Origin of the sequence: Actinomadura mexicana (assembly GCF_900188105.1) — a bacterium.
GTDB lineage: Bacteria > Actinomycetota > Actinomycetes > Streptosporangiales > Streptosporangiaceae > Spirillospora > Spirillospora mexicana.
In genome coordinates, this window is sequence record NZ_FZNP01000004.1 from 501493 (window position 1) to 523547 (window position 22055).

The 22055-nt window shown below is 73.7% G+C and carries 14 protein-coding genes; 6 read left to right on the forward strand and 8 right to left on the reverse strand.

Going from position 1 to position 22055, the window contains the following annotated elements:
* Positions 1-137 precede the first annotated feature (137 nt).
* Positions 138-1625, reverse strand: a complete 1488-nt coding sequence (locus CHC11_RS13605; RefSeq protein WP_089312050.1) for a DHA2 family efflux MFS transporter permease subunit — start codon at positions 1623-1625, stop codon at positions 138-140.
* 98 nt (positions 1626-1723) lie between these two features.
* Here CHC11_RS13605 and CHC11_RS13610 point away from each other — a divergent pair, with 98 nt between their 5' ends.
* Entirely contained in the window at positions 1724-2365 is a 642-nt protein-coding gene (locus CHC11_RS13610) for a TetR/AcrR family transcriptional regulator (protein WP_089312051.1), read from the forward strand.
* Between the two features lie 33 nt (positions 2366-2398).
* On the opposite strand, the gene CHC11_RS13615 is transcribed toward CHC11_RS13610, so the two are convergent.
* From CHC11_RS13615 to CHC11_RS13625, 3 genes are read right to left on the reverse strand one after another with little or no spacing between them, the layout of a single operon-like run.
* Positions 2399-3352 (reverse strand): terpene synthase family protein, encoded by a 954-nt coding sequence (locus tag CHC11_RS13615; protein WP_089312052.1) that lies wholly within the window; start codon positions 3350-3352, stop codon positions 2399-2401.
* Complete coding sequence (locus tag CHC11_RS13620) at positions 3349-4899, reverse strand: ent-copalyl diphosphate synthase (protein ID WP_218826070.1); 1551 nt, start codon at positions 4897-4899, stop codon at positions 3349-3351. The genes CHC11_RS13615 and CHC11_RS13620 overlap by 4 nt, the downstream gene beginning before the upstream one ends.
* Positions 4896-6296: a cytochrome P450 gene (locus CHC11_RS13625; protein WP_089312053.1), complete on the reverse strand. Its 1401-nt coding sequence runs from the start codon at positions 6294-6296 to the stop codon at positions 4896-4898. Before CHC11_RS13625 ends, CHC11_RS13620 begins: the two co-directional genes overlap by 4 nt.
* A 404-nt stretch (positions 6297-6700) precedes the next feature.
* On the opposite strand from CHC11_RS13625, the gene CHC11_RS13630 reads away from it, so the two are divergent.
* Genes CHC11_RS13630 through CHC11_RS13645 form a run of 4 tightly spaced genes read left to right on the forward strand, consistent with a single transcriptional unit; the run spans position 6701 to position 11716 of the window.
* A complete protein-coding gene (locus CHC11_RS13630; protein ID WP_425427311.1) occupies positions 6701-8473 on the forward strand; it encodes a 1-deoxy-D-xylulose-5-phosphate synthase in 1773 nt (590 codons plus the stop codon).
* The gene (gene ispG / locus CHC11_RS13635) at positions 8470-9615 is read left to right on the forward strand and encodes a flavodoxin-dependent (E)-4-hydroxy-3-methylbut-2-enyl-diphosphate synthase (protein WP_089312055.1); all 1146 of its coding nucleotides are present in this window, start codon (positions 8470-8472) and stop codon (positions 9613-9615) included. Before CHC11_RS13630 ends, ispG begins: the two co-directional genes overlap by 4 nt.
* The gene (locus tag CHC11_RS13640) at positions 9612-10697 is read left to right on the forward strand and encodes a polyprenyl synthetase family protein (RefSeq protein WP_089312056.1); all 1086 of its coding nucleotides are present in this window, start codon (positions 9612-9614) and stop codon (positions 10695-10697) included. Before ispG ends, CHC11_RS13640 begins: the two co-directional genes overlap by 4 nt.
* Positions 10694-11716, forward strand: a complete 1023-nt coding sequence (locus CHC11_RS13645) for a 4-hydroxy-3-methylbut-2-enyl diphosphate reductase (RefSeq protein ID WP_281258312.1) — start codon at positions 10694-10696, stop codon at positions 11714-11716. Before CHC11_RS13640 ends, CHC11_RS13645 begins: the two co-directional genes overlap by 4 nt.
* Here the strand turns inward: CHC11_RS13645 and CHC11_RS13650 are convergent.
* The 3 genes from CHC11_RS13650 to CHC11_RS13660 form a co-directional block, all read right to left on the reverse strand.
* Positions 11713-12669: an alpha/beta hydrolase gene (locus CHC11_RS13650; protein WP_089312057.1), complete on the reverse strand. Its 957-nt coding sequence runs from the start codon at positions 12667-12669 to the stop codon at positions 11713-11715. The two genes, CHC11_RS13645 and CHC11_RS13650, sit on opposite strands and share 4 nt — an antisense overlap.
* A 193-nt stretch (positions 12670-12862) precedes the next feature.
* Positions 12863-13711: an ABC transporter permease gene (locus tag CHC11_RS13655; RefSeq protein ID WP_089312058.1), complete on the reverse strand. Its 849-nt coding sequence runs from the start codon at positions 13709-13711 to the stop codon at positions 12863-12865.
* The gene (locus tag CHC11_RS13660) at positions 13708-14724 is read right to left on the reverse strand and encodes an ATP-binding cassette domain-containing protein (protein WP_089312059.1); all 1017 of its coding nucleotides are present in this window, start codon (positions 14722-14724) and stop codon (positions 13708-13710) included. The genes CHC11_RS13655 and CHC11_RS13660 overlap by 4 nt, the downstream gene beginning before the upstream one ends.
* 65 nt (positions 14725-14789) lie before the next feature.
* Here CHC11_RS13660 and CHC11_RS13665 point away from each other — a divergent pair, with 65 nt between their 5' ends.
* The gene (locus tag CHC11_RS13665; protein ID WP_089312060.1) at positions 14790-15407 is read left to right on the forward strand and encodes a TetR/AcrR family transcriptional regulator; all 618 of its coding nucleotides are present in this window, start codon (positions 14790-14792) and stop codon (positions 15405-15407) included.
* An 11-nt stretch (positions 15408-15418) separates the two neighbouring features.
* On the opposite strand, the gene CHC11_RS13670 is transcribed toward CHC11_RS13665, so the two are convergent.
* Positions 15419-22048 carry a type I polyketide synthase gene (locus CHC11_RS13670; protein WP_089312061.1) on the reverse strand — a complete coding sequence of 2210 codons (6630 nt, stop codon included), beginning with the start codon at positions 22046-22048 and terminating at the stop codon, positions 15419-15421.
* Positions 22049-22055 lie beyond the last annotated feature (7 nt).

The window sequence follows — 22055 nt, forward strand, 5'->3', positions numbered from 1 at the left end:
CGTCCTGATCGCGGCCGACCGGCCGCCCGGCTGATGCCGGAGCACGCAGTCCCCGTGGCGCGGACACGGGGACTGCGTGGAGGATCAGACGGCGGGCCGGTTCCCGCCTGACTCGGCCGGCCCGGCCGAAGGCCGCCTCACGACTGCGCCTTCGCCGTCCGATCGCCGGCGGCTTCGCCGGCCTGCGGCGCGGGGGCCGCCATGCGGGGCAGGGCCAGGGCGGTCAGCACGGCGGCGACCATGACTCCGGCGTTGACCAGGAAGGCGACGTGGTAGCCGTGGACGAGCGCCTCCACCGGACTGGAGCCGTCGGCGGCACCGCTGGTCGCGTTGGCGGCGATGGTGGTGAGCACGGCGAGGCCGATGGCCCCGCCGACCTGGCGGGAGGTGTTGAGCAGCCCGGAGGCGGCGCCGGCGTCCTCGGGGTCGACGCCGCTGGTGCCGCTCAGGGTGATCGAGAGGAGCATGAACCCCATGCCGAGGCCGGCGAGCAGGGTGGGGCCGAGGACGTGGGCGGCGTAGACCGGCGGACGGGTGGGCACCCCGGCCAGCCAGGCCATGCCCGCGGCGGTGATCAGCCCGCCGATGATGAGCATGAGGCGGGGGCCGAGGACGGGGACGAGCCGCCGGGAGGCGAGGCCGGCGATGACGATGATGATGGTCACGGGCACCATGGCCATCCCCGCCCGCAGCGCGCTGTAGCCGATGGCCTGCTGGAGGTACAGGGAGATGAAGAAGAACGAGGCGTTCATCGTCACCCCCATGAGGAGCATGACCAGGTTCCCGATCCGAAGGCCGCGCAGCCGGAACAGGGACCGCGGGATGAGCGGCTGGGAGCCGGTGAACTGGATCACCACGAAGCCGATGATGAGCACCGCCGCCGCGACGAGGGAGATCACGACTTTCGGCGCCCCCCACCCGTCGGTGGACGCCTGGGAGAGCCCGTAGGTGAGCAGTCCGGTCCCCAGGGTGACGCTGAGGGCACCGGGGACGTCGAGCCGGATCCGCTTGCCGCCGGCGGCCGCCGGGAGCAGGAACCAGGCCGCGGCCGCGAACAGCCCGATGCCGGGCGGGACGTTGACGAAGAGCACCCACCGCCAGCTGAGCCCGGTGGTGAGGACGCCGCCGAGGACCACCCCGGCCGTGCCGGCCACCGCGCTCATGATGCTCCACACCGCCAGGGCGCGGCGTCGCTGGTCCTCGTCGGTGTGGCTCGCGGTGATGAGGCTCAGGCTGGCGGGCGTCAGGGCCGCGGCGCCGGCGCCCTGGACGATCCGGGCCACGATCAGCATGGCCGCGTTGGTGGCGAGGCCGCCGACCAGGCTCGCGACGGTGAAGACGACCGTGCCTAACAGGAACACGCGTTTGTGGCCGAACAGGTCGCCGGCCCTGGCGGCCAGGAGCAGCAGGCCGCCGAGGGTGACCAGGTAGCCGCTGACGACCCACTGCTGTTCGCTGACCGACAGGTCCAGCCCGTCCCGCATCTGGGGAAGGGCCAGGGTGACGATGGTCGAGTCCAGCACCACCATGAAGAACGCCACGCAGGACATCGCCACCACCGCGCCGAGCGGCAGGTGCGGCCGAAGGACCGCCTGGGATGCCGGCGCGGGCCGGGGCTCGGGCATAGCGCCTCCTTGTGAACCGCGTTCACCGTGAACGTCGTTCACAGTGAGAGGTCACCGTACGATAGGGCTCAAGGTCGTGTCAACGATGGAGCCTACGCATGCTGCTGCGAAAAGCCGATGTGCTCGAGGGAGCCTTGAAGTTCCTCGACGCCGAGGGCCTCGACGGCCTGACGATGCGCAAGCTCGGCGCCGCGCTCAACGTGCAGGGCGGCGCCCTCTACCGGCACTACCCGAGCAAGGCGGCGCTGCTCGACGCGATGGCCGACAAGCTCTTCGAAGGCGTCGGGGACTCGCTGCCCGACGCCCCCTGGAGCGAGCAGCTCTACATTTTGGGCGACCGGCTCCGGACGGCCCTGCTCACGCACCGCGACGGTGCGCGCCTGGTGAGCGGCACCCATTCCACCGGAGCCAACGCCGTCGCCACCGCCGGCGTCATCGTCGACATCCTCTGCCGGGCCGGCCTGACGGCCGCCCAGGCAGGTTCGCTCTCCTTCGCCCTGTACTACTACGTGCTGGGCCACACGATCGACGAGCAGACCCAGTCCCACCCACCGGCCGACGACGACTGGCAGAGCCACAAGGCGCAGCTCACAGCCGGCCTGGCACCGCGGCACGCGGATGCTCTGGAGTCCCTCATCAGCACCGATCCGGCGGAACGGTTCGCCTACGGCCTGAGAACCCTCATCGAAGGCATCGCCGTCCGCATCCCGCCGAAGGAGGCGGCGGCCGCTTCCCGATGAGCCAGGCGTGCGAAACCCACGCGTCACGCGGCGTCACCCACCGCCGCCCGCGGGAACCTGGTCGGGGGCCCGGTCCGCGAGCGGACGCCGGTAGACGGATTCCTCCTCCCCCCATCCGCGGAAGTCGGCGCGTTCGTAGAAGGCGATCGAGAAGTCGAACGCCCGGAGGGTTTCGAGGGCCGGCAGGCTCCCTGTGGCGGCCAGGGGTCTCATCTGCTCCCGTGCCGCCGCGCAACGTCGTTCGAGTTCGCCCTGCACCCAGCGGGGAGTCGTGTCGTACATCAGGATGTTGTTCTCCCGGGGCTGGGTCCGCTCCCGGTCGTAGGTGCACAGGTCGTTGACGAGGCGGACGGCAACCTGCGCGTCCTCCATGGCGCTGGTGAGCGCCTCCAGGTGGTCGAGAAGATCTTCCTGGTCGCTGGTGCCCCAGTACGGGAACAGGGTCAGGAAGGCGTTGACGCTGGCGGCGTGGCTCAGGTATTCGTCCGGGTCCGAGGGGCCCGCTCCCCGCTCCCTGGCGCGCCCGGTGATCCAGTCGTACCGCTCGCCGCGCATGGTGTCGGAGAAGACGCGGGCCCACAAGTCGGCCTGGTGCGGGTACAGAGGGCAGCGGGACAGCTCCGACTGCCAGTCGGACAGGGCCGACAGCAGGGGGTGGCCGTCGTCCCGGTCCCCGCCCTGGACGATCCCGTTGCAGCGGTCGAACAGGTCGTCGAGCTCGGCGAGGCTTTCGACGTTCTGCTCGACGTGGTCGTCCATGGCGTAGGCCCACATGTACATGCGGGCCGGCAGGCGGAGCTGGTCGGGCCTGCGCCACGGGCTGATCGACGCGGCGGACAGCGCCTGCGACTCCATCGGCACGGACCGGAGGATCTCCGGGTGCCTCGACGCCCAGACCCGCAGGTCGGCCAGGACGTCCAGGGCCAGGATGGAGAACGGCGCGCACTGCGCCGCGGCGGGATAGGAAGCGTCGAGGTCATGCTTCACGGCAGTGCTCCATTGTGAACCTCGGCCAGGCGGCGGGTGGCGGCCACCGCGGCGAGGATCTCGGCGCGGACGACCCTGAGCGGCGCGTACAGGTCCTTGTCGTGCCACAGCGGCGGGTCCTCGCCCCGGTCGCCGATATGTCCGACCAGGAATCCCCTGCCGCGGAGGATCGCCTCGCCGGCCGCCCTGCCGGGGACGGGCCCGTGGTTGAGGACCTGGACGGCATAGGCGGTCTCCTCTCCCGTGCCCGTCCAGCATCCCCACGATCCGTCGGGGTGCTGCGTGTCCAGCAGCCAGCGGACGGCCCTGTCGACGGCCGCGGACGCCTCCGGCCCGCCCAGGCGCACCAGGGCCGCCGCGCAGCACGCGGTCGCGTAGTAGGGGGACGCGTGCCACTTGTCGGTCCAGTAGCCGTCCGGGTGCTGCTGCTCGACGAGCCAGCGTCCCACCCGTCCGGCGGCCTCGACGTGGCGCGGGTCGTCCTCCCCGCCGCGGTCGGCCAGGACGGTGAGGATGTGCGCGTTCGTCGACGTGGAAGGGGTTCGCTCACCGGAGAAGCACTGGAAGTAGCTGCCGGTGTCGTATCCCCACAGGCAGTCGAGCGGTTCCGGCTTCCCGGCGAGGTCGAGGGCGTGCAGGGCGGCGGACGTGTCGTCGGAGTCGGGCGGCAGGCCCGGGCCGGCGGGCAGGCCCGTCGCCCGCAGGGCGGTGCGCAGGCTGTCGGTGATCTGCACGGGGATCTCCACGTCCAGGCCGGCGCCGCTCAGCGCCGCCACCACCCATGCCTGCTCGAAATAGGTGATCGAAGTGATCCCCGAGACCGGCCCGCCATGCCGCGCCTGGGTCCGGCGCAGGTAGTCCAGGCATGCTCGCGCGCCGTCCGAGTGGGGCGGGGCGCCGAGCCAGGCGGCGGTGGCCGCGGGTGAGGCGCCCACCGCGCCGTCCCACGGCGTGACCGTGGGCGACCGGACGGCCGGGTCGCCGAGGGCCTCCAGCGAATGCCAGGTCTTCGCCGGGATCCCGGCGTGGTCGCGGAGCAGTTCGCGCACGAACCGCAGCGGCCCCGTGTCGGCCGGGAGGTCCAGCCGGGAGGGCAGCCCGTCCAGGGCACGGGAGCGCTCCCGGTCCATCCGGGCGAGCCGCTGGTCGACCTGTTCGACCAGCCAGGGCACCAGGAGTTCCACGGCGATGGTGTCCGGTAGCCGGACGTCGCGCGAGAACCGCCGGGTCAGTGCGGCCAGCCCGGATCCGGCCGCCCTGCGCACCTGCTGCGGGCCGTCCGCCTCCGCGACGGCCAGCAGGGCGTCGACGGCGCTGAGCGTGGGCAGCAGTCCGTAGGCCGCCGGCCCGCCCCAGGTCCCGTCCTCGTGCTGCTCGGCCAGCAGGAACTCCACGCGCTCCCGATGACCGTCGAGCCAGGGCGCGGACGCCGCCAGCCGTGCGGTCTCGTAGATCGACGGCGACGTGAGCCCCGACGGGTCGGCGACCATCTCGTCGACCAGGAGCCGAGCCGCCTGCCGCACGTCCGTGAACGCGGTCACGCTCATGACCGGCCCGCCTCCCGTTCCGCACCGTCCGTGGTCGTCGCGGCCTGCACCGGTCCAGGCCGGCGTTCCCGCAGCCTCATGGGAAGGCGCCCCGGTCCCAGATTGGCCCGGGCGACGGGCCGCAACGGCCGATCGGTGAGCGGGCTCAGGCTCCAGCGGGCCGCGATCGTCGCGACGGCCAGCATCGCCTCGGTCAGCGCGAACTGGTCGCCGATGCACTTCCGGGGACCGGAGGCGAACGGAACGACCGATCTGCGCGCCTCCTGGCTCATCCCTCCGGGCCGCCAGCGGTCGGGGACGAAGCTCTCCGGGCTCGGGAAAAGGTCGGGATCGTAGTGAACGAGATAGGGACTGAGCAGAAACATCGTTCCCTCGGGAAACTCGTGCCCGCCGATATCGCCGGCCGCGGTGCTGACACGGCTGAGCATCCACGCCGGCGGGTAGAGGCGAAGGCTTTCCATGATCACTTGTCTCGTGAACGCGAGTTTGGGGAGATCATCGAATCGGGGCGTCCGGCCGCCGAGCGAACCGTCGACCTCCTCCCGGAGGCGGGCGGCGGCCTCGGGGTGCGCGCCGAGGAGATGGAAGACGAATGCCAGCGCTCTCGCGGTGGTCTCCGTTCCGGCGACCATGAGGGTGAGGACCTCGTCGAAGATCTCATGGTTCTGGAGCGGGGCCCCGGTCTCCTCGTTCGGCGCGTTCAGCAGAACCGAAAGGAGGCCTTCGTCCTGCCCTTCCTTCCGCCGCGCCGCGTCGATGAACTCCTCGGTGAGCTCCCGTATCGCCGCGGTGGCGCGGGGAAAACCCCGGTTGATCTTCGTGGGGGCGAGTGAGAGGACGGGCGCCGGGACGAGCATGCGCCGGTAGATGCCTTCCATGAGGATCGGGAGCCAGCGCTCCACCTGCGCCACCGACCGGTGGTCCGCGGGCACCGAGAACAGGGCCCTGGCCGTGATGCGGAGGGTGAGGGTCTCCATCGCCCGGTCGACGTCGATGGTCTCCCCCGAGCGCCAGGTGCGCGTCAGGGCGTTCACCTCGTCGGCCATGAGCTCGGCGTAGCGGTTGATGTGCTCGTGGTCGAACGACGGCTGCATCAGCGGACGCCGCCGCCGGTTGACGTCCCAGCGGGACGTGACCAGGCCGTTGCCCCCGATCTCGCGGAGCCGGTCGTAGAAGGGGCCGCCCTTGTCGTAGGTCCGGGCGTCTCTGAGTATCTGCCGGAACAGGTCGGGACGACAGGGAACGTAGACCTCGCGAAGGCCCATTCTGATTTTCACGAGGTCACCGAAGGACGGAAGCGTCCTCAAGAATTCGAGCGGCCGGAAGAGTAGCGACAACGCATGACCTGCCAGTGGCAGGTTTCCCGGTGCGGTGCCTATCACGAGTTGCTCCGACATGGCTCCCAGTACCGCAGATCCCGATCGCTTTCGACAGGGCCGCGACGTGATCAGTGTGTCGCGCTTCCGGCATATGTCGCGCTTGCCGTATCGGGCGACGTCCGCGCGCCGGCGGAAGCCCGTTCCGGCCCTCGGCGAGAACGGGAGCGCGACACCGGGGTGAAGCGCGACAGGCCCGTTCGGACACGACCCTTGCCGGTCGTCTTTCGATCAGCGCAAATGGAGTGAATAAACGCCCCCGCCGCAATCGCTTTTTCTACGGCGAGCGGGGACGAATCGTCGTAGATGAAGGCGGGAGGATGCCTGTGGCCGAGCAACTCGCGCTCGACGCCCAAGCGGCGAGGCCGGGCGCCGACAATGGACCGGAGCCGGCACCGGTCGTCGACCGGACGGCGCTGCTCGCGATGGACGACGGCGGGCTCCGCGACCTCGCGGGCGAGATCCGGACACTTCTGGTGGAGCGGGTGTGCGCCACCGGGGGGCATCTGGGGGTGAACCTGGGCGTGGTCGAGTTGTCGATCGCGCTGCACCGGGTGTTCGACTCGCCGCGGGACGCGATCGTGTTCGACACCGGGCACCAGGCGTACGTCCACAAGATCCTCACGGGGCGGACGAGGGAGTTCGTTAGCCTGCGCCGAAGGCGCGGCCTGTCCGGCTACCCGTCGCGGGCCGAGTCCGTCCACGACTGGGTGGAGAACTCGCACGCCTCGACATCGCTCTCCTACGCCCACGGGCTCGCCGCCGGGTTCGGCCTCGACGAGCGCCGGGCGGGCGGGTGCGTCGCCGCCGTGGTCGGCGACGGTGCGATGACCGGCGGCCTCGCGTGGGAGGGGCTGAACAATCTGGCCGAGCGCCCGGAGCTGCCCGTGGTGGTCGTGCTCAACGACAACGCCCGCTCCTACGACCCGACGGTCGGCGGGCTCGCCCGGCATCTGGCCGAGCAGCGCTCCGGGCGCCGCGGTCCGGGATCGGACGAGCCGAACGTGTTCCAGCAGCTCGGGCTCGCCTATCTCGGCCCCGTGGACGGCCACGACATCGCGGCGGTGGAGGCGGCGCTGCGCGAGGCGCGCGACCTGCGCCGGGTCGTGGTCGTCCACGCCGTCACCGACAAGGGCCGCGGATGGGCCCCGGCGGAGAGCGATCCCGCGGACCGGATGCACGGGATCGGGGTGCTCGATCCCGAGACCGGCCGGCCCCTGTCGCCTCCGAGCGTCTCCTGGACGCAGGAGTTCGGCCGGGAGATCACCGAGCTCGGCGAGGAGTTCGCCGACATCGTGTGCCTGAGCGCGGCGATGCGCGAGCCCGTCGGGCTCGCCGGCTTCGCCGAGCGTTTCCCGGGGCGGTTCTTCGATGTGGGGATCGCCGAGGCGCAGGCCGTGTGCACCGCGGCGGGAATGGCCATGGCCGGACGCCGCCCCGTGGTCGCGCTCTACGCGACGTTCCTGAGCCGGGCGCTGGACCAGGTGCTCATGGACGTCGCGCTGCACCGGCTCCCGGTGACGTTCGTGCTCGACCGCGCCGGGGTCACCGGGCCGGACGGAGCCAGTCACCACGGCATGTGGGATCTCGGGTTCCTCGCCCAGGTACCCGGGCTGAGGATGGCCGCGCCGCGCGACACGGCGCAGCTCAAGGCGCTGCTGCGCGAGGCGGTCACGCACACCGGGCCGTGCGTGGTCCGCTTCCCGAAGGGGACGGCGGGAGCGCCGATCCCCCGGGTCGGGCACGTGGACGGAGTCGACGTGCTCCACGGCGCCGACGCAGGGCGCGACGACGTGCTGCTGCTCGCGTGCGGCCCGCTGGCCGCCGGCGCCGTCGAGGCCGCGCGGCGGCTGGAGGCGAACGGGATCGGCGCGATGGTCGCCGATCCCCGCTGGATCCTGCCGGTTCCCGAGGCCGTGCTCGAACTCGTCCGGAACCGGCGCCTGGTGGTGACGGTCGAGGACGGGTGCCGCGTCGGAGGATTCGGCTCCGCGCTCGCCCTCGCCTGCGCCGACGCGGGCATCTCGACCCCCGTGCGGGTGCTCGGGCTGCCGCGGGAGTTCATCGAGCACGGCGGGCGCGGCGAACTGCTCTCCGCCCACGGCCTCGACGCCACCGGCATCGTGCGCGCCTCCGTCGACGCGCTCGCGGACGCCGCCGCGCCCGCGCCCGCCCGAACCGCCGGGAGGATGCGATGACCCTCGTCGACCTGCCGACCCCGGCCCTCCCCCCGCCGGCCGGAGTGCTCCGCCCGCGCCGTACCAGCAAGCGGCTCGACGTGGGCAGCGTGCCCGTGGGCGGCGGTGCGCCGATCAGCGTCCAGACGATGCCCACCACCGTCACCGCCGACGTCGACGCGACCCTGCAGCAGATCGCCGCGGTCACCGCCGCGGGCTGCGACATCGTCCGGGTCGCGGTGCCCTCCCAGGACGACGCCGACGCGCTCGCCAAGATCGTCGAGCGGTCCCCGGTGCCGGTGATCGCCGACATCCACTTCCAGCCCCGGTACGTGTTCGCCGCCATCGACGCCGGCTGCGCGGCGGTCCGGGTGAACCCGGGAAACATCAAGCGCTTCGACGACCAGGTCAGGCGCATCGCCCGGGAGGCGGGCGCGGCCGGGGTGCCGATCCGCATCGGGGTCAACGCCGGTTCCCTCGACCCGCGGCTGCTGGCCAGGCACGGCGGCCCCACCCCCGAGGCGCTGGCCGAGTCGGCGCTGTGGGAGTGCTCGCTGTTCGAGGAGCACGGCTTCACCGACCTGAAGATCGCCGTCAAGCACCACGACCCCCTCGTGATGATCCAGGCCAACCGGATCCTCGCCCGCTCCTGCGAGTACCCCCTGCACCTCGGGGTCACCGAGGCCGGGCCCGCCTTCCAGGGCTCGATCAAGTCCGCCGTGGCGATGGGGGTCCTGCTGGCGGAGGGGATCGGGGACACCATCCGCGTCTCCCTGTCCGAACCCCCGGTCGAGCAGGTCAAGGCCGGAGTCCACATCCTCGCCTCGCTCGGGCTGCGCGCGCGCCGCCTGGAGATCGTCTCCTGCCCCGGGTGCGGGCGGTTGCAGGTCGACATCCACTCCCTCGCCAAGCGCGTCGAAGCGGCCTTCGACGGCTTCCCCCACCCGCTGCGCGTGGCGGTGATGGGCTGCGTGGTCAACGGGCCCGGCGAATCACGCGAGGCGGACCTCGGCGTGTCCTCCGGCAACGGCAAAGGCCAGATCTTCGTGCGCGGCGAGGTCGTGGCCACCGTCCCCGAGGAGCAGATCGTCGAACGGCTCCTCGACGAGGCGCTGCGCCTGACCGAGTCCCAGAAGGCAGACACCCCGGAGGAGAACTCGTGACCGAGACCCTCACCTCACCGGCAGAGCTCGATCTCGACTCGTACCGGGCCCAGGTGGAGGCGCATCTGGAGGCCTTCCTCGCCCGGAAGGCCCGCGCCGCCCGATCGCAGGCCCTTCCCGCGCGCGGGATCGAGGAGCTCGGGGGGTTCCTCGCCGCCGGCGGCAAGCGGATCAGGCCGCTGCTGTGCGCGTGCGGCTGGTACGCCGCCGGGGGCGGTCCCGAGCCGCACGGTTTGGTGCCGGCGGGAGCCGCGCTCGAGATGTTCCACGCCTTCGCCCTCATCCACGACGACGTCATGGACCGCTCGGACACCCGCCGCGGCCGCCCCACCGTCCACCGGTGCCTCGCCGCCGAGTTCGCCCTGACCCAACCCCGGGCGGAGGCGGAGCAGCTGGGCATCGGCGCCGCGATCCTCATCGGCGACCTGGCGATGACGTGGTCCGACGAACTGCTGCACGCCGGCGGCCTGGCCCCGGACCGCCTCGCCGCCGCGCTCGCGCTGGTCGACGAGATGCGCACGGAGGTCATGTACGGGCAGTACCTGGACCTCACCGGTGCCGCGCGGCTGGAGGGGAGCACCGACCTGCCCCTCACCGTCATCAGGTACAAGACCGCCAAGTACACGATCGAGCGGCCGCTCCAGCTCGGCGCGGTGCTCGCCGGCGCGGGCCAGGGCCTGCTCGACGGCCTCAGCGCCTTCGCGATCCCGCTCGGCGAGGCGTTCCAGCTGCGCGACGACCTCCTCGGGATCTTCGGCGACCCGGACGAGACCGGCAAGTCACGCCTCGACGACCTGCGCGAGGGCAAGCACACCGTCCTGGTCGCCCTCGCCCTCGCCGCCGCGGACGAGCGGCAGGAGGCCGACCTGCGCGCGGCCCTCGGCGACCAGGCGATCACCGAGGACGCCGCCGGGCGCGCGCGGGACGTCATGACCGCGACCGGCGCCGCCGCGGGCGTCGAGCAGATGATCGGGGAACGCTACCGGCAGGCCCTGGACGCGCTCGCGGCGGCCGACCTGCCCGCCCCCGTCGACCAGGCGCTCCGCGCCCTCGCGCACGCGGCCGTGTGGAGGCGCTCGTGAGCGCCGGGGGGAAGCGCGTGCTGCTCGCCTCGCCGCGCGGCTTCTGCGCCGGGGTCGAGCGGGCGGTGGCCGCCGTGGAGAAGGCGCTCGAACTCTACGGCGCGCCGGTCTACGTCCGGCACGAGATCGTCCACAACGCCCACGTCGTGCGCGACCTGGAGGCCAAGGGCGCGGTGTTCGTCGACGAGGCCGCGCAGGCTCCCGAGGGCGCGATCCTGATGTACTCCGCCCACGGCGTCGCCCCCACCGTGCGCGCCGAGGCGCGGGCACGCGGACTGCGGACCATCGACGCCACCTGCCCGCTGGTCACCAAGGTCCACAAGGAGGCGCACCGCTACGCGGCCGAGGACTACCACATCCTGCTGATCGGCCACGAGGGCCACGAGGAGGTCATCGGCACCATGGGTCACGCTCCCGGCCGCGTCACCCTGGTCGACGGCCCCGAACACGCCGCCGGCGTCACCGTGCCCGGCCGTGAGCGCCTCGCGTGGCTGTCCCAGACCACCCTGTCGGTGGACGAGACCACCGCGACCGTCGAGGTCCTCGCCGACCGCTTCCCCCAACTGCAGGGCCCGCCGAGCGCCGACATCTGCTACGCCACCCAGAACCGGCAGGAGGCCGTCAAGCGCATCGCCGCCGAAGCCGACCTCGTACTGATCGTCGGCTCGGCCAACTCCTCCAACTCCCGCCGCCTGGCCGAGGTCGCGAGCGACGCCGGTGCCCGGCGGGCTCACCTGGTCGAGGACGCCACCCAGGTCGACACGGCCTGGCTCGAAGACGCCGAGGTCATCGGCCTTTCCTCCGGCGCGTCCGCCCCCGACGCCCTCGTCCGCGAGATCCTCGCCCTCCTCGCGGCACGGGGCTGGGACCGGGTGGAGCCCGTCCGCACCGCCAACGAGTCGATCACTTTCGCCCTCCCCCGCGAGCTCGGCGCCGAGCCGGCCGGAGACCGGGACCGTCCGCCCGGCGAGGGAACGGCCCGGCGCGCGGACACCGCGAAGCGGACGGGGCGCGCCTAGCTCGTCGACGGGGCCGACGGGGTCGACGACCTCAGGAGCGCGTCCAGCTCCTGGACGACCTGCCGGGTGCAGGCCGCCGCCGCCGGCACGATGTCCTGCAACAACAGATAGCCGTGGACGAGGCCCGCCCCGGGCACGTGCCGAACCGGTACGCCGGAGGCGCGCAGCTTCTCGGCCAGCTCCACCCCCTCGTCGTGGAGCGGGTCGAACTCGGCCGTTCCGAGCACCGTCGGCGGCAACCCCCGCAGGTCCGCGTCCAGCAGGGCCACGGCCGGATCACCGCGCAACCGGTCGTCCGGAAGGTACTGCTCGTAGTACCAGGCCATGTCGTCGACGCTCAGCAGGTACCCCTCGGCGTGCTCGGACGCCGAGGCGATCCTCAGGCTCGGATCCACGGGCGGGTACACCAGCAGCTGTGCGGCGAACCCGATGTCACCGGTATCGCGGGCCTCGACCGCGACGCCCACCGACAGGCTGCCTCCCGCACTGTCGCCCGCGATCACATGATCACGTCCGGGGAAGCTCCGGGCCGTCCAGCGAGCCGCGGCGAGGGCGTCGCGCAGCGGGGCCGGGAACGGGGACTCCGGCGCCCGCCGGTAGTCGGCGGAGACGACGACCGCCCCCAGCGACGCCGCCAGGACACGGCAGATCCCGTCGTGGCTGTCGACGTCCCCCAGCACCCAACCGCCGCCGTGCAGGTACGTGACCACCCGGCCCTCGTCCGATTCCGGGGTGTACACGCGGCATCGCAGGGGCGGCTCGCCCCCCTCGGTGATCGTCCGATCGGCGGTGGCCACGGTCCGGGAAGGGCCTGCGTCCTCCCGGGGAGGACGGATCGCGTTCGCCCGGTACTTCTCGCGGGCCTGCTCGACGGACATCGCGCGAGCCGTGAGTCGAAGGCCGTCGGCGCCCTGCCAGTTGATCAGGTGCCGGAGTATGCGGTCCAGAGGCATCGCGGCCCTCCCACGGCCCGCGCGGGCCACCGCGGGTCGGTGGGAGCCGGGCGCAACGCGAACCGGCCAGTCGCGTCGACGCCGGTCCGCTTTTCCAAGTCGATCACGCGGGACCTCGGCACGGAGCGGTTCGCGCCCCCTAAGTTCCGCCCCGTGCCCCCTAATCCGGCGCCCGGCGGGCCCGCCGCGCCGGTCAGCCCCGCCTGCCGTAGAGGTGGAGGGTGAGCGGCCCGCACACTCCGGCGATGGCGGCGATCGCGAGGAGCGACCAGGCGAGGGATCCACCGGAGGCACTGCCGTCGTTCATCAGCTCCCTGGCCGTGGTCGCGACATGGCTGAGCGGGTTGACGTCGACGAAGGCCTGGAGCCAGCCCGGCATGGTGTCGGGCTCGACGAAGATGTTGCTGGCGAACGAGAGCGGCATCAGCACGAGGTTGGCGATGCTGATGACGACGGCCGGGTCGGGTATGAGCAGGGCGACCACCGCCCACAGCAGCGACAGGGCGAGCCCGAAGGCGACGACCAGGGCCATCGCGGCGAGCACCCCCGGTGCGCCGCCGCCGGGGCGGTAGCCCATGATCAGTCCGAGGGCCACCACCATGACCGAGGCGAACAGGTAACGGGCGGCGTCGCTGAGCAGGCCGCCGAGCACGAAGGCGCCGCGCCAGACCGACAGCGATCGGAAGCGGTCGAAGGCACCGGTCGTCACGTCCTGGGCGAGCCGGGCGCCGCCGTACATGGTCACGATGGCGATGCTCATGCTGAGCGTGCCGGGGAGCAGGACCTTGAGGTAGTCGCCGGGCGAGCCGCTGATGGCGCCGCCGAACAGGTAGGTGAACAGCACGGTGATCAGCAGGGGGATGGCGACCGAGTCCACCAGCTGCTTGGGATCGTGCTTGATCTTGAGCATGGCCCGCCGGCCGAAGGTCGCGGAGGCGATGAGCGCCCCGGCGCCGCGGGGCGGCCGGCTCACCGAGAGCAGGATGTCGATCCGTTCGGTCTCTGCCGCGCCGGGGCGCGTGGCGGCGGCCGGGGTGCTCATGCGTTCACGTCCTCCTGGTCGGTGGCGGCCGGTTCGGGCGTATGGCCGGTCAGGGCGAGGAAGGTCTCGTCCAGGCTGGGCTGGCCGAGGGCGACCTCGGCGATGCCCACCCGGGCCTCGGCGAGCCGGGTCATGGCGTGCCCGACCAGCCGGCCCGCGTCCGCCCCGTCCGCGGGGGCGGTGAGCAGCACGGACAGGGCGAGCGGGTCGTCGGCGAGCTGGACCGTCCCCCGCAGGGCGCCGGCCAGCACCTGCTGCGCCTGCGGACGCTGGTCGCCGTCGAGGAGCCGGACGTGCAGGGTGCCCGATCCGACCCGGGACTTCAGCTGGGCGCTGGTGCCCTCGGCCACGATCCGGCCGCGGTCGATGACCGCGATCTGCTCGGCGAGCTGGTCGGCCTCCTCCAGGTACTGGGTGGTGAGCAGCACCGTGGTACCGGCCGCGGCGATCCGGCGGACCAGCTCCCACACCTGGTTGCGGCTGCGCGGGTCCAGGCCGGTGGTCGGCTCGTCGAGGAACAGCAGGTCGGGGGGCACGATCAGGCTGGCCGCGATGTCCAGCCGGCGGCGCATTCCGCCCGAGTACCCGCCCACGGTGCGGCCGCCGGCGTCGGTCAGCTCGAAGGCGGCGAGCAGGTCGTCGGCCCGCCGCCTGCCGGCGCCGCGGGACAGGCCGTGGAGGCGGCCGAGGATGTTCAGGTTCTCGTATCCGGTCAGATCCTCGTCGAGGGCGGCGAACTGGCCGGTCACCGACACCCGTGCCCGGATCTTGGACCGCTCGCCGGCCAGATCGTGGCCGAGGACGCGGGCGGTGCCGCCGTCGGGGCGGGTCAGGGTGGCCAGGATGCGGATCGTGGTGGTCTTGCCCGCCCCGTTGGGGCCGAGGAACCCGAAGACCTGGCCGCGCCGGACCATGAGGTCGATCCCGTCGAGAGCCCGGGTCTCGCCGTAGCGCTTGACCAGGCCGTGCGCCTCGATCGCCGGACGGTCCCCGCCCATGCTGTCCTTTGACATGCTGTAAGAGTTGACTATCTCTTACAGCTTGTCAAGGTTGTCGGCGAACGGATATCGTCACTGGAATGGAGGACACGCTCGACACCGCCGCGCCGACCCGCCCCCGGCGCTCCGACGCTCGGCGCAGCATCGACGCCATCCTCAACGCGGCCCGCATCGTGCTCGGCGAGCGGCCCGACGCCAGCGTGGAAGAGATCGCCACCAAGGCCCAGGTCACCCGCCAGACCGTCTACGCGCACTTCCCCTCGCGCGACGCCCTCGTCGACGCCCTCATCGAGGCCGCGGCCGCCGAGTACCTCGCCGCGCTCGACGCCGCCGGCCTCGACACCGCCCCGCCCCCCGAGGCGCTCGCCCAGTTCCTGGACGCCGGCTGGCGATTCCTGGGCCGCCACCCGCTCCTGCTCAACCCCACCGCGCCCCGGATCCCGCGGCCCGACGGCCGCAACCCCCTGGACGTCGTGCCCCCGCGGCTCGAACGGCTCGTCCGGCGAGGCCAGAGCACGGGGCACTTCGACCGGTCGACCTCCTCCGCCTGGCTCGCCGCCGCCATCATCGGCCTCCAGCACACCGCCGCGGCGGAGGTCACCGCCGGCCGCCTCACCACCGGTGATGCGGCGGAGCTGTGCCTGGAGAGCACCCTGCGCCTCTGCGGCGGCGGCCGCCCGGCCGCGGGACGCGACTGACGGCACGGGCGCTACGTGGCGTCCGAGGAGTCGCCGTCGATGAGAGCGAACAGCTCGTCGTCGGTGGCGGAATCGAGGGCGGCGGCTGTCGCCTCGTGGGCCGCCGCCTCGGGCGCCGGTCCCCCGCCGTTCCGGTGAGCGTCGTTCCATCGGTTCAGCAGCGTCTGGAGGCGGCCGGTGATCCTGCCCCGCAGGTCCTCCCCCGGCTCGCCCCGCAGGAGCGCCTTCTCCAGCCGCTCGATCTCCTCGATCAGCGGCTCGGGCCCCGGCGCCGCGTCAGGGGCGAGCCTCGTCCGCAGATGGGCGGCGAGTTCGGCCGGAGTGGGATGGTCGAAGACCAGCGTCGCCGGGAACCGGCAGCCGGTCGCGCCGGCCAGCCTGTTGCGGAGGTCGACGGCGGTGAGGGAGTCGAAGCCGAGGTCCCGGAACGGGCTGTCCGGATCCAGGGTCTCCGCGTCGCCGCCGCCCAGCGCGACGGCGGCGTGCGACCGGACGAGGTGGAGCAGGAAGCGCCGCTGCCCGGCCTCGTCCAGCGATGCGAGCTGCTCCGCCACCCCGGCGGCCGGGTCGACGCCCGCCGTCCGGGCCGGGACCGGCGCGCTGATCAGTCCGCGCCACAGCGCCGGAAGGGAGCCGTCGCGGGCGAGGGCCCGGAGCCGGCCCGTGCGGACGGCGGAGGCCAGCAGGACGGGTTCGGCGGAGCCGCGCGCGGCGTCGAAGAGGGCCAGCGCCTGAGGCGTGGGCAGGGGCGCGAAGTACCCGGTGATACGGGCCCGGTCGGAACCGGTGAGGCCGGCGGTCAGCCCGCTGGTCGCCTCCCACAGGCCCCACGCCACCGACGTCGCCGGCAGGCCCGCGGCCCGCCGGTGGCAGCAGAGCGCGTCGAGGAACACGTTCGCGGCGGCGTAGTTGCCCTGCCCCGGCGCTCCGGTCAGCCCGGCTCCCGAGGAGAACACCACGAACTGCGCCAGGCCGGCCTCCGCGGTGAGCTCGTGCAGGTGCAGCGCCGCGTCGACCTTGGGCCGCATGACCGCGTCGATCCTGTCCGCGGTGAGCGAGGGCAGGGTCTGGTCGTCGAGGATCCCGGCGGCGTGCACCACCATCGTCAGCGGATGCTCGGCCGGAACCGCGGCCAGAGCCCGGGCAAGGGCGGCCCGGTCCGCGACGTCGCAGGCGGACGTCTCCACCGTGGCGCCCAGCTCGGTCAGACCGGCCCGGACGGCGTCGGCGCCCGGCGCCTCCGGCCCGCGGCGACCGAGCAGCAGGAAGTGCCTCGCCCCGCGCTCGGCGAGATGGCGCGCGACGAGTCCGGCCAGGGTCCCGGTCCCCCCGGTGATGAGCACCGTCCCCTCGGGGTCCGGCGCCGGCGGGACGGTCAGCACGATCTTGCCCACATGCCGGGCCCGGCTCATGAACCGGAACGCCGGTATCGCGTCGCGGACGTCCCAGGCGGTCACGGGCAGCGGCTCCAGCGCGCCGGTGCGGAACAGCTCCATGATCTCGGAGAGCATCTCCCCGATGCGGTCCGGTCCCGCCTCGTTCAGCTCGAACGCGCGGTAACCGATCCCGGGATGGCCGCCGCGGACGTCGCCGGGGTCCCGGACGTCCGTCTTCCCCATCTCGACGAACCGGCCGCCGGGCCGCCGCGTCAGCCGCAGCGAGGCGTCGACGAACTCCCCGGCCAGCGAGTTGAGCACCACGTCGACGCCCTGCCCTGCGGTCGCCTCGGCGAAATGCCGCTCGAAGTCGAGTGTGCGGCTCGACGCGATGTGCGCGTCGTCCAGTCCGGCGGACCTCAGGACCGGCCACTTGCCCTGGCCGGCGGTCGCGAACACCTGGGCGCCGCGGTGCCTCGCCAGCTGAATCGCCGCCATGCCGACCCCGCCGGCGCCCGCGTGCACGAGCACGGACTCGCCCGGCCGGAGCCCGGCCAGGTCGAAGAGCGCGTAGTGCGCGGTCAGGAAGGCCACGGGCACGGACGCGGCCTCCTCGAACGACCAGTTCCGGGGAATCCTGGCCAGCAGGCGGTGATCGGTCACCGCCACCGGGCCGAACGCGCCGGCCAGCAGGCCCAGCACGCGGTCCCCGGGCTCCAGGTCGTGCACGTCGCCGCCGACGGCGGTGACGATCCCCGCGCCCTCGCCGCCCAGGTCCGCCTCGTCCGGGATCAGCCCCAGCGCGACGACCACGTCATGGAAGTTGAGCCCGGCCGCGCGCACCGCCACCCGTACCTCGCGAGGGCCGAGCGGGCCGGTGGGCGGGGGGCGTTCCGCCAGCACCAGCCCCTCCAGCGTCCGGGTGCCGGCGCACTCCAGGCGCCAGGCGGCCGCGCCCGCGGGCGGGATCAGGCTCTCGCCACCGTCTGCCCGGGCGAGCCGCGGCACCAGCAGTTCGCCGGAACGGACCGCGAGCTGGGGCTCCCCGCAGGCCGCCAGCTCCGCCCAGACCTCCCCCGATCCGCCGGTGTCCGGCGAGGTGCCGTCGTCGACAAGCACGAACCGGTCCGGGTTCTCCGTCTGGGCCGTGCGCACCAGGCCCCACACGGCGGCCGAGGCCAGGTCCGCGACATCGTCCCCGTCCCGTGCCGCGACCGCGCCCTGCGTCCTGACCACCAGGCTGCCGGCGCTGAGAACATCGTCCGCCAGCCAGGCCTGCACCTCCCTCAGCGCCGCCGCGGTGACCGTCCGGACGCGGGCGGCCAGGTCCGTATCGCCACCGGACGAGGCATCCTCGGCCCCGGGGCCGCACCACACCGCCAGATCCGGTGCGGGAGCTCCCTCGGCGATCGCCGCGCGGAGCCCGGCCACGTCGCGGTACTCGCCGACGACCGCGCCGGAATCACCGAGCCGCCGCGCGACCTCCGCCCCGTCCGCGCCCAGGACCGCCCATCGCGGCCGGCGCGCCGCCGGACCGGCCGCGGGCCGCGTGAGAGGTACCCAGTCGAGCCGGAACAGGGCGTCGCGCAGAGCACCCGCGCTCGGCGCGCGCAGCTGCCCCGCCGACACCGGCCGAACGACGACGGCGCCCACCGAGAGCACGGGCCGCCCGTCGAGGTCCGCGGCCGTCAGCGCCGCCCGGTCAGGGCCGGTCCGCCGCACCCTGACCCGCAGGTCGGCCGCGCCCGGCGCCGCGAGCGCCGCCCTTGCGAACACGAACGGCAGCCGGACGCCCGCACCGGGCGGGTCCTCCTCCGCGAACAGCAGGCCCGCCGCCTGAACCGCCGCGTCCAGAAGCGCGGGGTGGACCCCGAATCGCCCGGCTTCGCCGCGCTGCGGGGCGGGCAGGCCGACCTCGGCGAAGACGTCGTCTCCGCGGCGCCAGGCCCTGCGTATCCCGCGGAAGGCCTCGCCGTACCCGTATCCCCGCTCCGCGAACTCCTCGTAGAGCCGGTCCGCGGGCAGGGCCTCCGCGCCGGCCGGCGGCCAGGTCACGAGGTCGCCGGCGTCCTGCGCGAAGGGCGAGCCGGTCAGCTCGCCGACGGCGTTCGCCGTCCATTCGCCGTCCACGGACGTGTCCTCGGGCCTGGAGTGCACGGTCACCGGGCGCCTGCCCGAGCCGTCCGGCGCACCGGCCACCACCTGGACCTGGACCGCCCCCGCGGAGGGGATCTCCAAGGGGGCCTCCAGCGCCAGCTCCTCGATCCCGGAGCAGCCGGCCTCCGCCGCGGCCCGCAGCGCCAGCTCGACGAACGCCGTGCCGGGAAGCAGCACGCGGTCACCGACCGCGTGGTCGGCCAGCCACCGGTGGGTCTGCAGCGACAGGCGGCCGGACAGCACCACGGCTCCGCCGCTGTCGGCGATGTCCATCGCGGCGCCCAGGAGGGGGTGCTCGCCGGCGCGCAGGCCCGCCTTCGCGAGGGCGTCCCCGGAAGGCGCCGAGGGCTCCTGCCAGTAGCGCCGCCGCTGGAACGCGTACGAGGGCAGCTCGGCGCCGCTCCCGCGGTGACCGGGCCGCGCCTCCCCGCCGAGCAGTGCCTCCCAGCCGACCGGCACGCCGCCGACGTAGGCCCGCGCGACCGAGGCGAGGAAGTCGTCCGGGCCTCCGCGGTCGCGGTGCAGCGATCCGACGACGACCGCGGAGGCGTCCGCATCGGCGATCGTCTCCTCGATCCCCACGGTCAGTACCGGGTGCGGGCTCGACTCCACGAACAGCTCGTGGCCTCGCTCCAGCAGGGCCCGGGTGACCTCGTCGAACCGCACCGGCTGCCGGAGGTTGCGGTACCAGTAGCCCGCGTCGAGCGCGGTGGTGTCCAGCCGCTCGCCGGTGACCGCCGAGTAGAAGGGGACGCGCGAGAGGACAGGGGTGACGCCACCGAGCCGCGCGAGCAGGTCGTCCTTGATCCGCTCGACGTGCGGCGAGTGCGAGGCGTAGTCGACCGGCAGCCGCCGTACCCGCACCTCGGAGTCCCGATGCCCGGCCACCAGCTCGGCCACCGCGCCGGCGTCGCCCGAGACCACCACCGACCCGGGCCCGTTCACCGCGGCGACCGACAACCGGCCGTCCCAACGCGTGAGCAGCCCCTCGGCCTCCTCGCGCCCGAGGCCCACGGACGCCATCGCCCCCCGCCCGGACAGCGCGCCCAGGGCCTGGCTTCGCAGCGCCACCACGCGCGCCGCGTCCTCCAGGGTCAGCCCGCCCGCCACGCAGGCGGCCGCGATCTCGCCCTGGGAATGCCCGGCCACCGCGGCGGGCACGACGCCCGCGTGCTCCCACAGGGCCGCCAGCGACACCATGATCGCGAACAGCGCCGGCTGCACGACGTCCACCCGGTCCAGGTCCGGGGCACCGGCCGTGCCGCGGAGCACGTCGCGCACGGACCATCCCGTGAAGGGGGCGAGTGCCCGGTCGCATTCGTCGAACCTGTCACGGAACACCGGGCTCGCCGCCAGCAGCCCGAGCGCCATTCCCGGCCACTGCGATCCCTGCCCGGGGAAGACCAGCACCGCCTCGCCGGTACGGCCGCGTGCCGCGCCCTCGACCAGCCCCGGCGCGGGCTCGCCCCGGGCGAGGGCGCGCAGTCCGGTGAGCAGCTCGGTTCGGGTGGTGCCGAGGGCGACCGCCCGGTGGGACAGTCCCGCACGCCGGGCCAGCGAGCGCGCGGCGTCGCGCGGGTCCAGGTCCTCGCAGGCCGCGAGGAACTCCGCCAGCCGGGCGGCCTGCCCGCGCAGCCCCCGCTCGCCTCGCCCCGACACCACCCACGGCACCACCGGCGGCTCCTCCCCCGCCTGGACGGCATGGCCGTTCTCCGCGGGCCGCGGGGCGGCGGCCGCGCCGTCGCTGGGCGGCTGTTCGAGGACGAGGTGGGCGTTGGTGCCGCTGACCCCGAACGAGGACACCCCGGCACGCCGCGGATGCCCGCCGTCGGGCCACGGCACAGCCTCCACGGCGAGCCGGACCGCCCCCGCGGACCAGTCGACATGCCGGCTCGGCTCGTCCACGTGCAGCGTCGCGGGCACCACGCCGTGCCGCATCGCCAGCACCATCTTCATCACCCCGGCGGCCCCCGCCGCCGCCTGGGTGTGGCCGATGTTCGACTTGACCGACCCCAGCACCAGCGGCCGGCCGGCGCGGCGGTCCTGCCCGTAGGTCGCCAGCAGCGCCTGCGCCTCGATCGGGTCGCCCAGCGTGGTGCCCGTCCCGTGCGCCTCCACCACGTCCACATCACCGGCGGCGAGCCCCGCGGCCCGGAGCGCCGCGCGGATCACCCGCTGCTGCGAGGGCCCGTTCGGTGCCGTCAGCCCGCTGGACGCGCCGTCCTGGTTCACCGCGGAGCCCCGGATGACGGCCAAGATCTCGTGTCCACGGCGCCGGGCCTCCGACAGGGGCTCGACGAGAAGCAGGGCGACGCCCTCCGCGAACCCGAATCCGTCGGCGGTGTCGGCGAACGCCTTGCACCGCCCGTCCGGGGACAGGGCGCGCTGCCGGCTGAACTCGACGATCACCTTCGGACTCGACATGACCGCCACCCCGCCGGCCACCGCCATCGAGCACTCCCCCGCCCGCAGCGCCTGGCACGCCAGATGCAGCGCCACCAGCGACGACGAGCACGCCGTGTCCACCGTGACCGCCGGGCCCTCCAACCCGAACACGTACGACACCCGCCCGGACACCACGCTCGGCGTGGTCCCGGTCACCGCGTACCCCTCCACGTGGGGGTAGTCCGAAGGCCCGGCACCGACGAAGACCCCCGTGCGGCTCCCCTTCAGGCCCGCCGGGTCCACTCCGGCATGCTCGAACAGCTCCCAGCCGGCCTCCAGGAGCAGCCGCTGACGGGGATCCATTGCCTGCGCCTCGCGCGGGGAGATCCCGAAGAACTCCGCGTCGAAATCCGCCACCTGCTCCAGGAAGCCGCCCTCGCGCACGTACGAGGTCCCGAGGTGATCGGGATCCGGATCGAACAGCCCCGCCAGATCCCAGCCCCGGTCGCCGGGGAACCCCGACACCGCGTCACGACCGCCGGCCAGCAGCCGCCAGTACTCCTGCGGCGAGGCCACGCCTCCCGGGAGCCGGCAGGCCATCCCCACGATCGCCACCGGTTCGCCGAGCGTCGCCTCGAGCTCCTCGTTCCGCAGGCGCAGGCGCCGGGTCTCCTTCACCGACTCCCGCAGGGCGCTGGTGATCTGTTCGATTGATGCAGTCATCGGGACC

Excerpts from the sequence above, each read along its gene's own strand:
- CHC11_RS13605 (WP_089312050.1), bottom strand. The coding sequence starts at position 1,625 with ATGCCCGAGCCCCGGCCCGCGCCGGCATCCCAGGCGGTCCTTCGGCCG.
- CHC11_RS13610 (WP_089312051.1), top strand. The coding sequence starts at position 1,724 with ATGCTGCTGCGAAAAGCCGATGTGCTCGAGGGAGCCTTGAAGTTCCTC.
- CHC11_RS13620 (WP_218826070.1), bottom strand. The coding sequence starts at position 4,899 with ATGAGCGTGACCGCGTTCACGGACGTGCGGCAGGCGGCTCGGCTCCTG.
- CHC11_RS13625 (WP_089312053.1), bottom strand. The coding sequence starts at position 6,296 with ATGTCGGAGCAACTCGTGATAGGCACCGCACCGGGAAACCTGCCACTG.
- CHC11_RS13630 (WP_425427311.1), top strand. The coding sequence starts at position 6,701 with ATGGACGACGGCGGGCTCCGCGACCTCGCGGGCGAGATCCGGACACTT.
- ispG (WP_089312055.1), top strand. The coding sequence starts at position 8,470 with ATGACCCTCGTCGACCTGCCGACCCCGGCCCTCCCCCCGCCGGCCGGA.
- CHC11_RS13650 (WP_089312057.1), bottom strand. The coding sequence starts at position 12,669 with ATGCCTCTGGACCGCATACTCCGGCACCTGATCAACTGGCAGGGCGCC.
- CHC11_RS13655 (WP_089312058.1), bottom strand. The coding sequence starts at position 13,711 with ATGAGCACCCCGGCCGCCGCCACGCGCCCCGGCGCGGCAGAGACCGAA.
- CHC11_RS13660 (WP_089312059.1), bottom strand. The coding sequence starts at position 14,724 with ATGTCAAAGGACAGCATGGGCGGGGACCGTCCGGCGATCGAGGCGCAC.
- CHC11_RS13665 (WP_089312060.1), top strand. The coding sequence starts at position 14,790 with ATGGAGGACACGCTCGACACCGCCGCGCCGACCCGCCCCCGGCGCTCC.
- CHC11_RS13670 (WP_089312061.1), bottom strand. The coding sequence starts at position 22,048 with ATGACTGCATCAATCGAACAGATCACCAGCGCCCTGCGGGAGTCGGTG.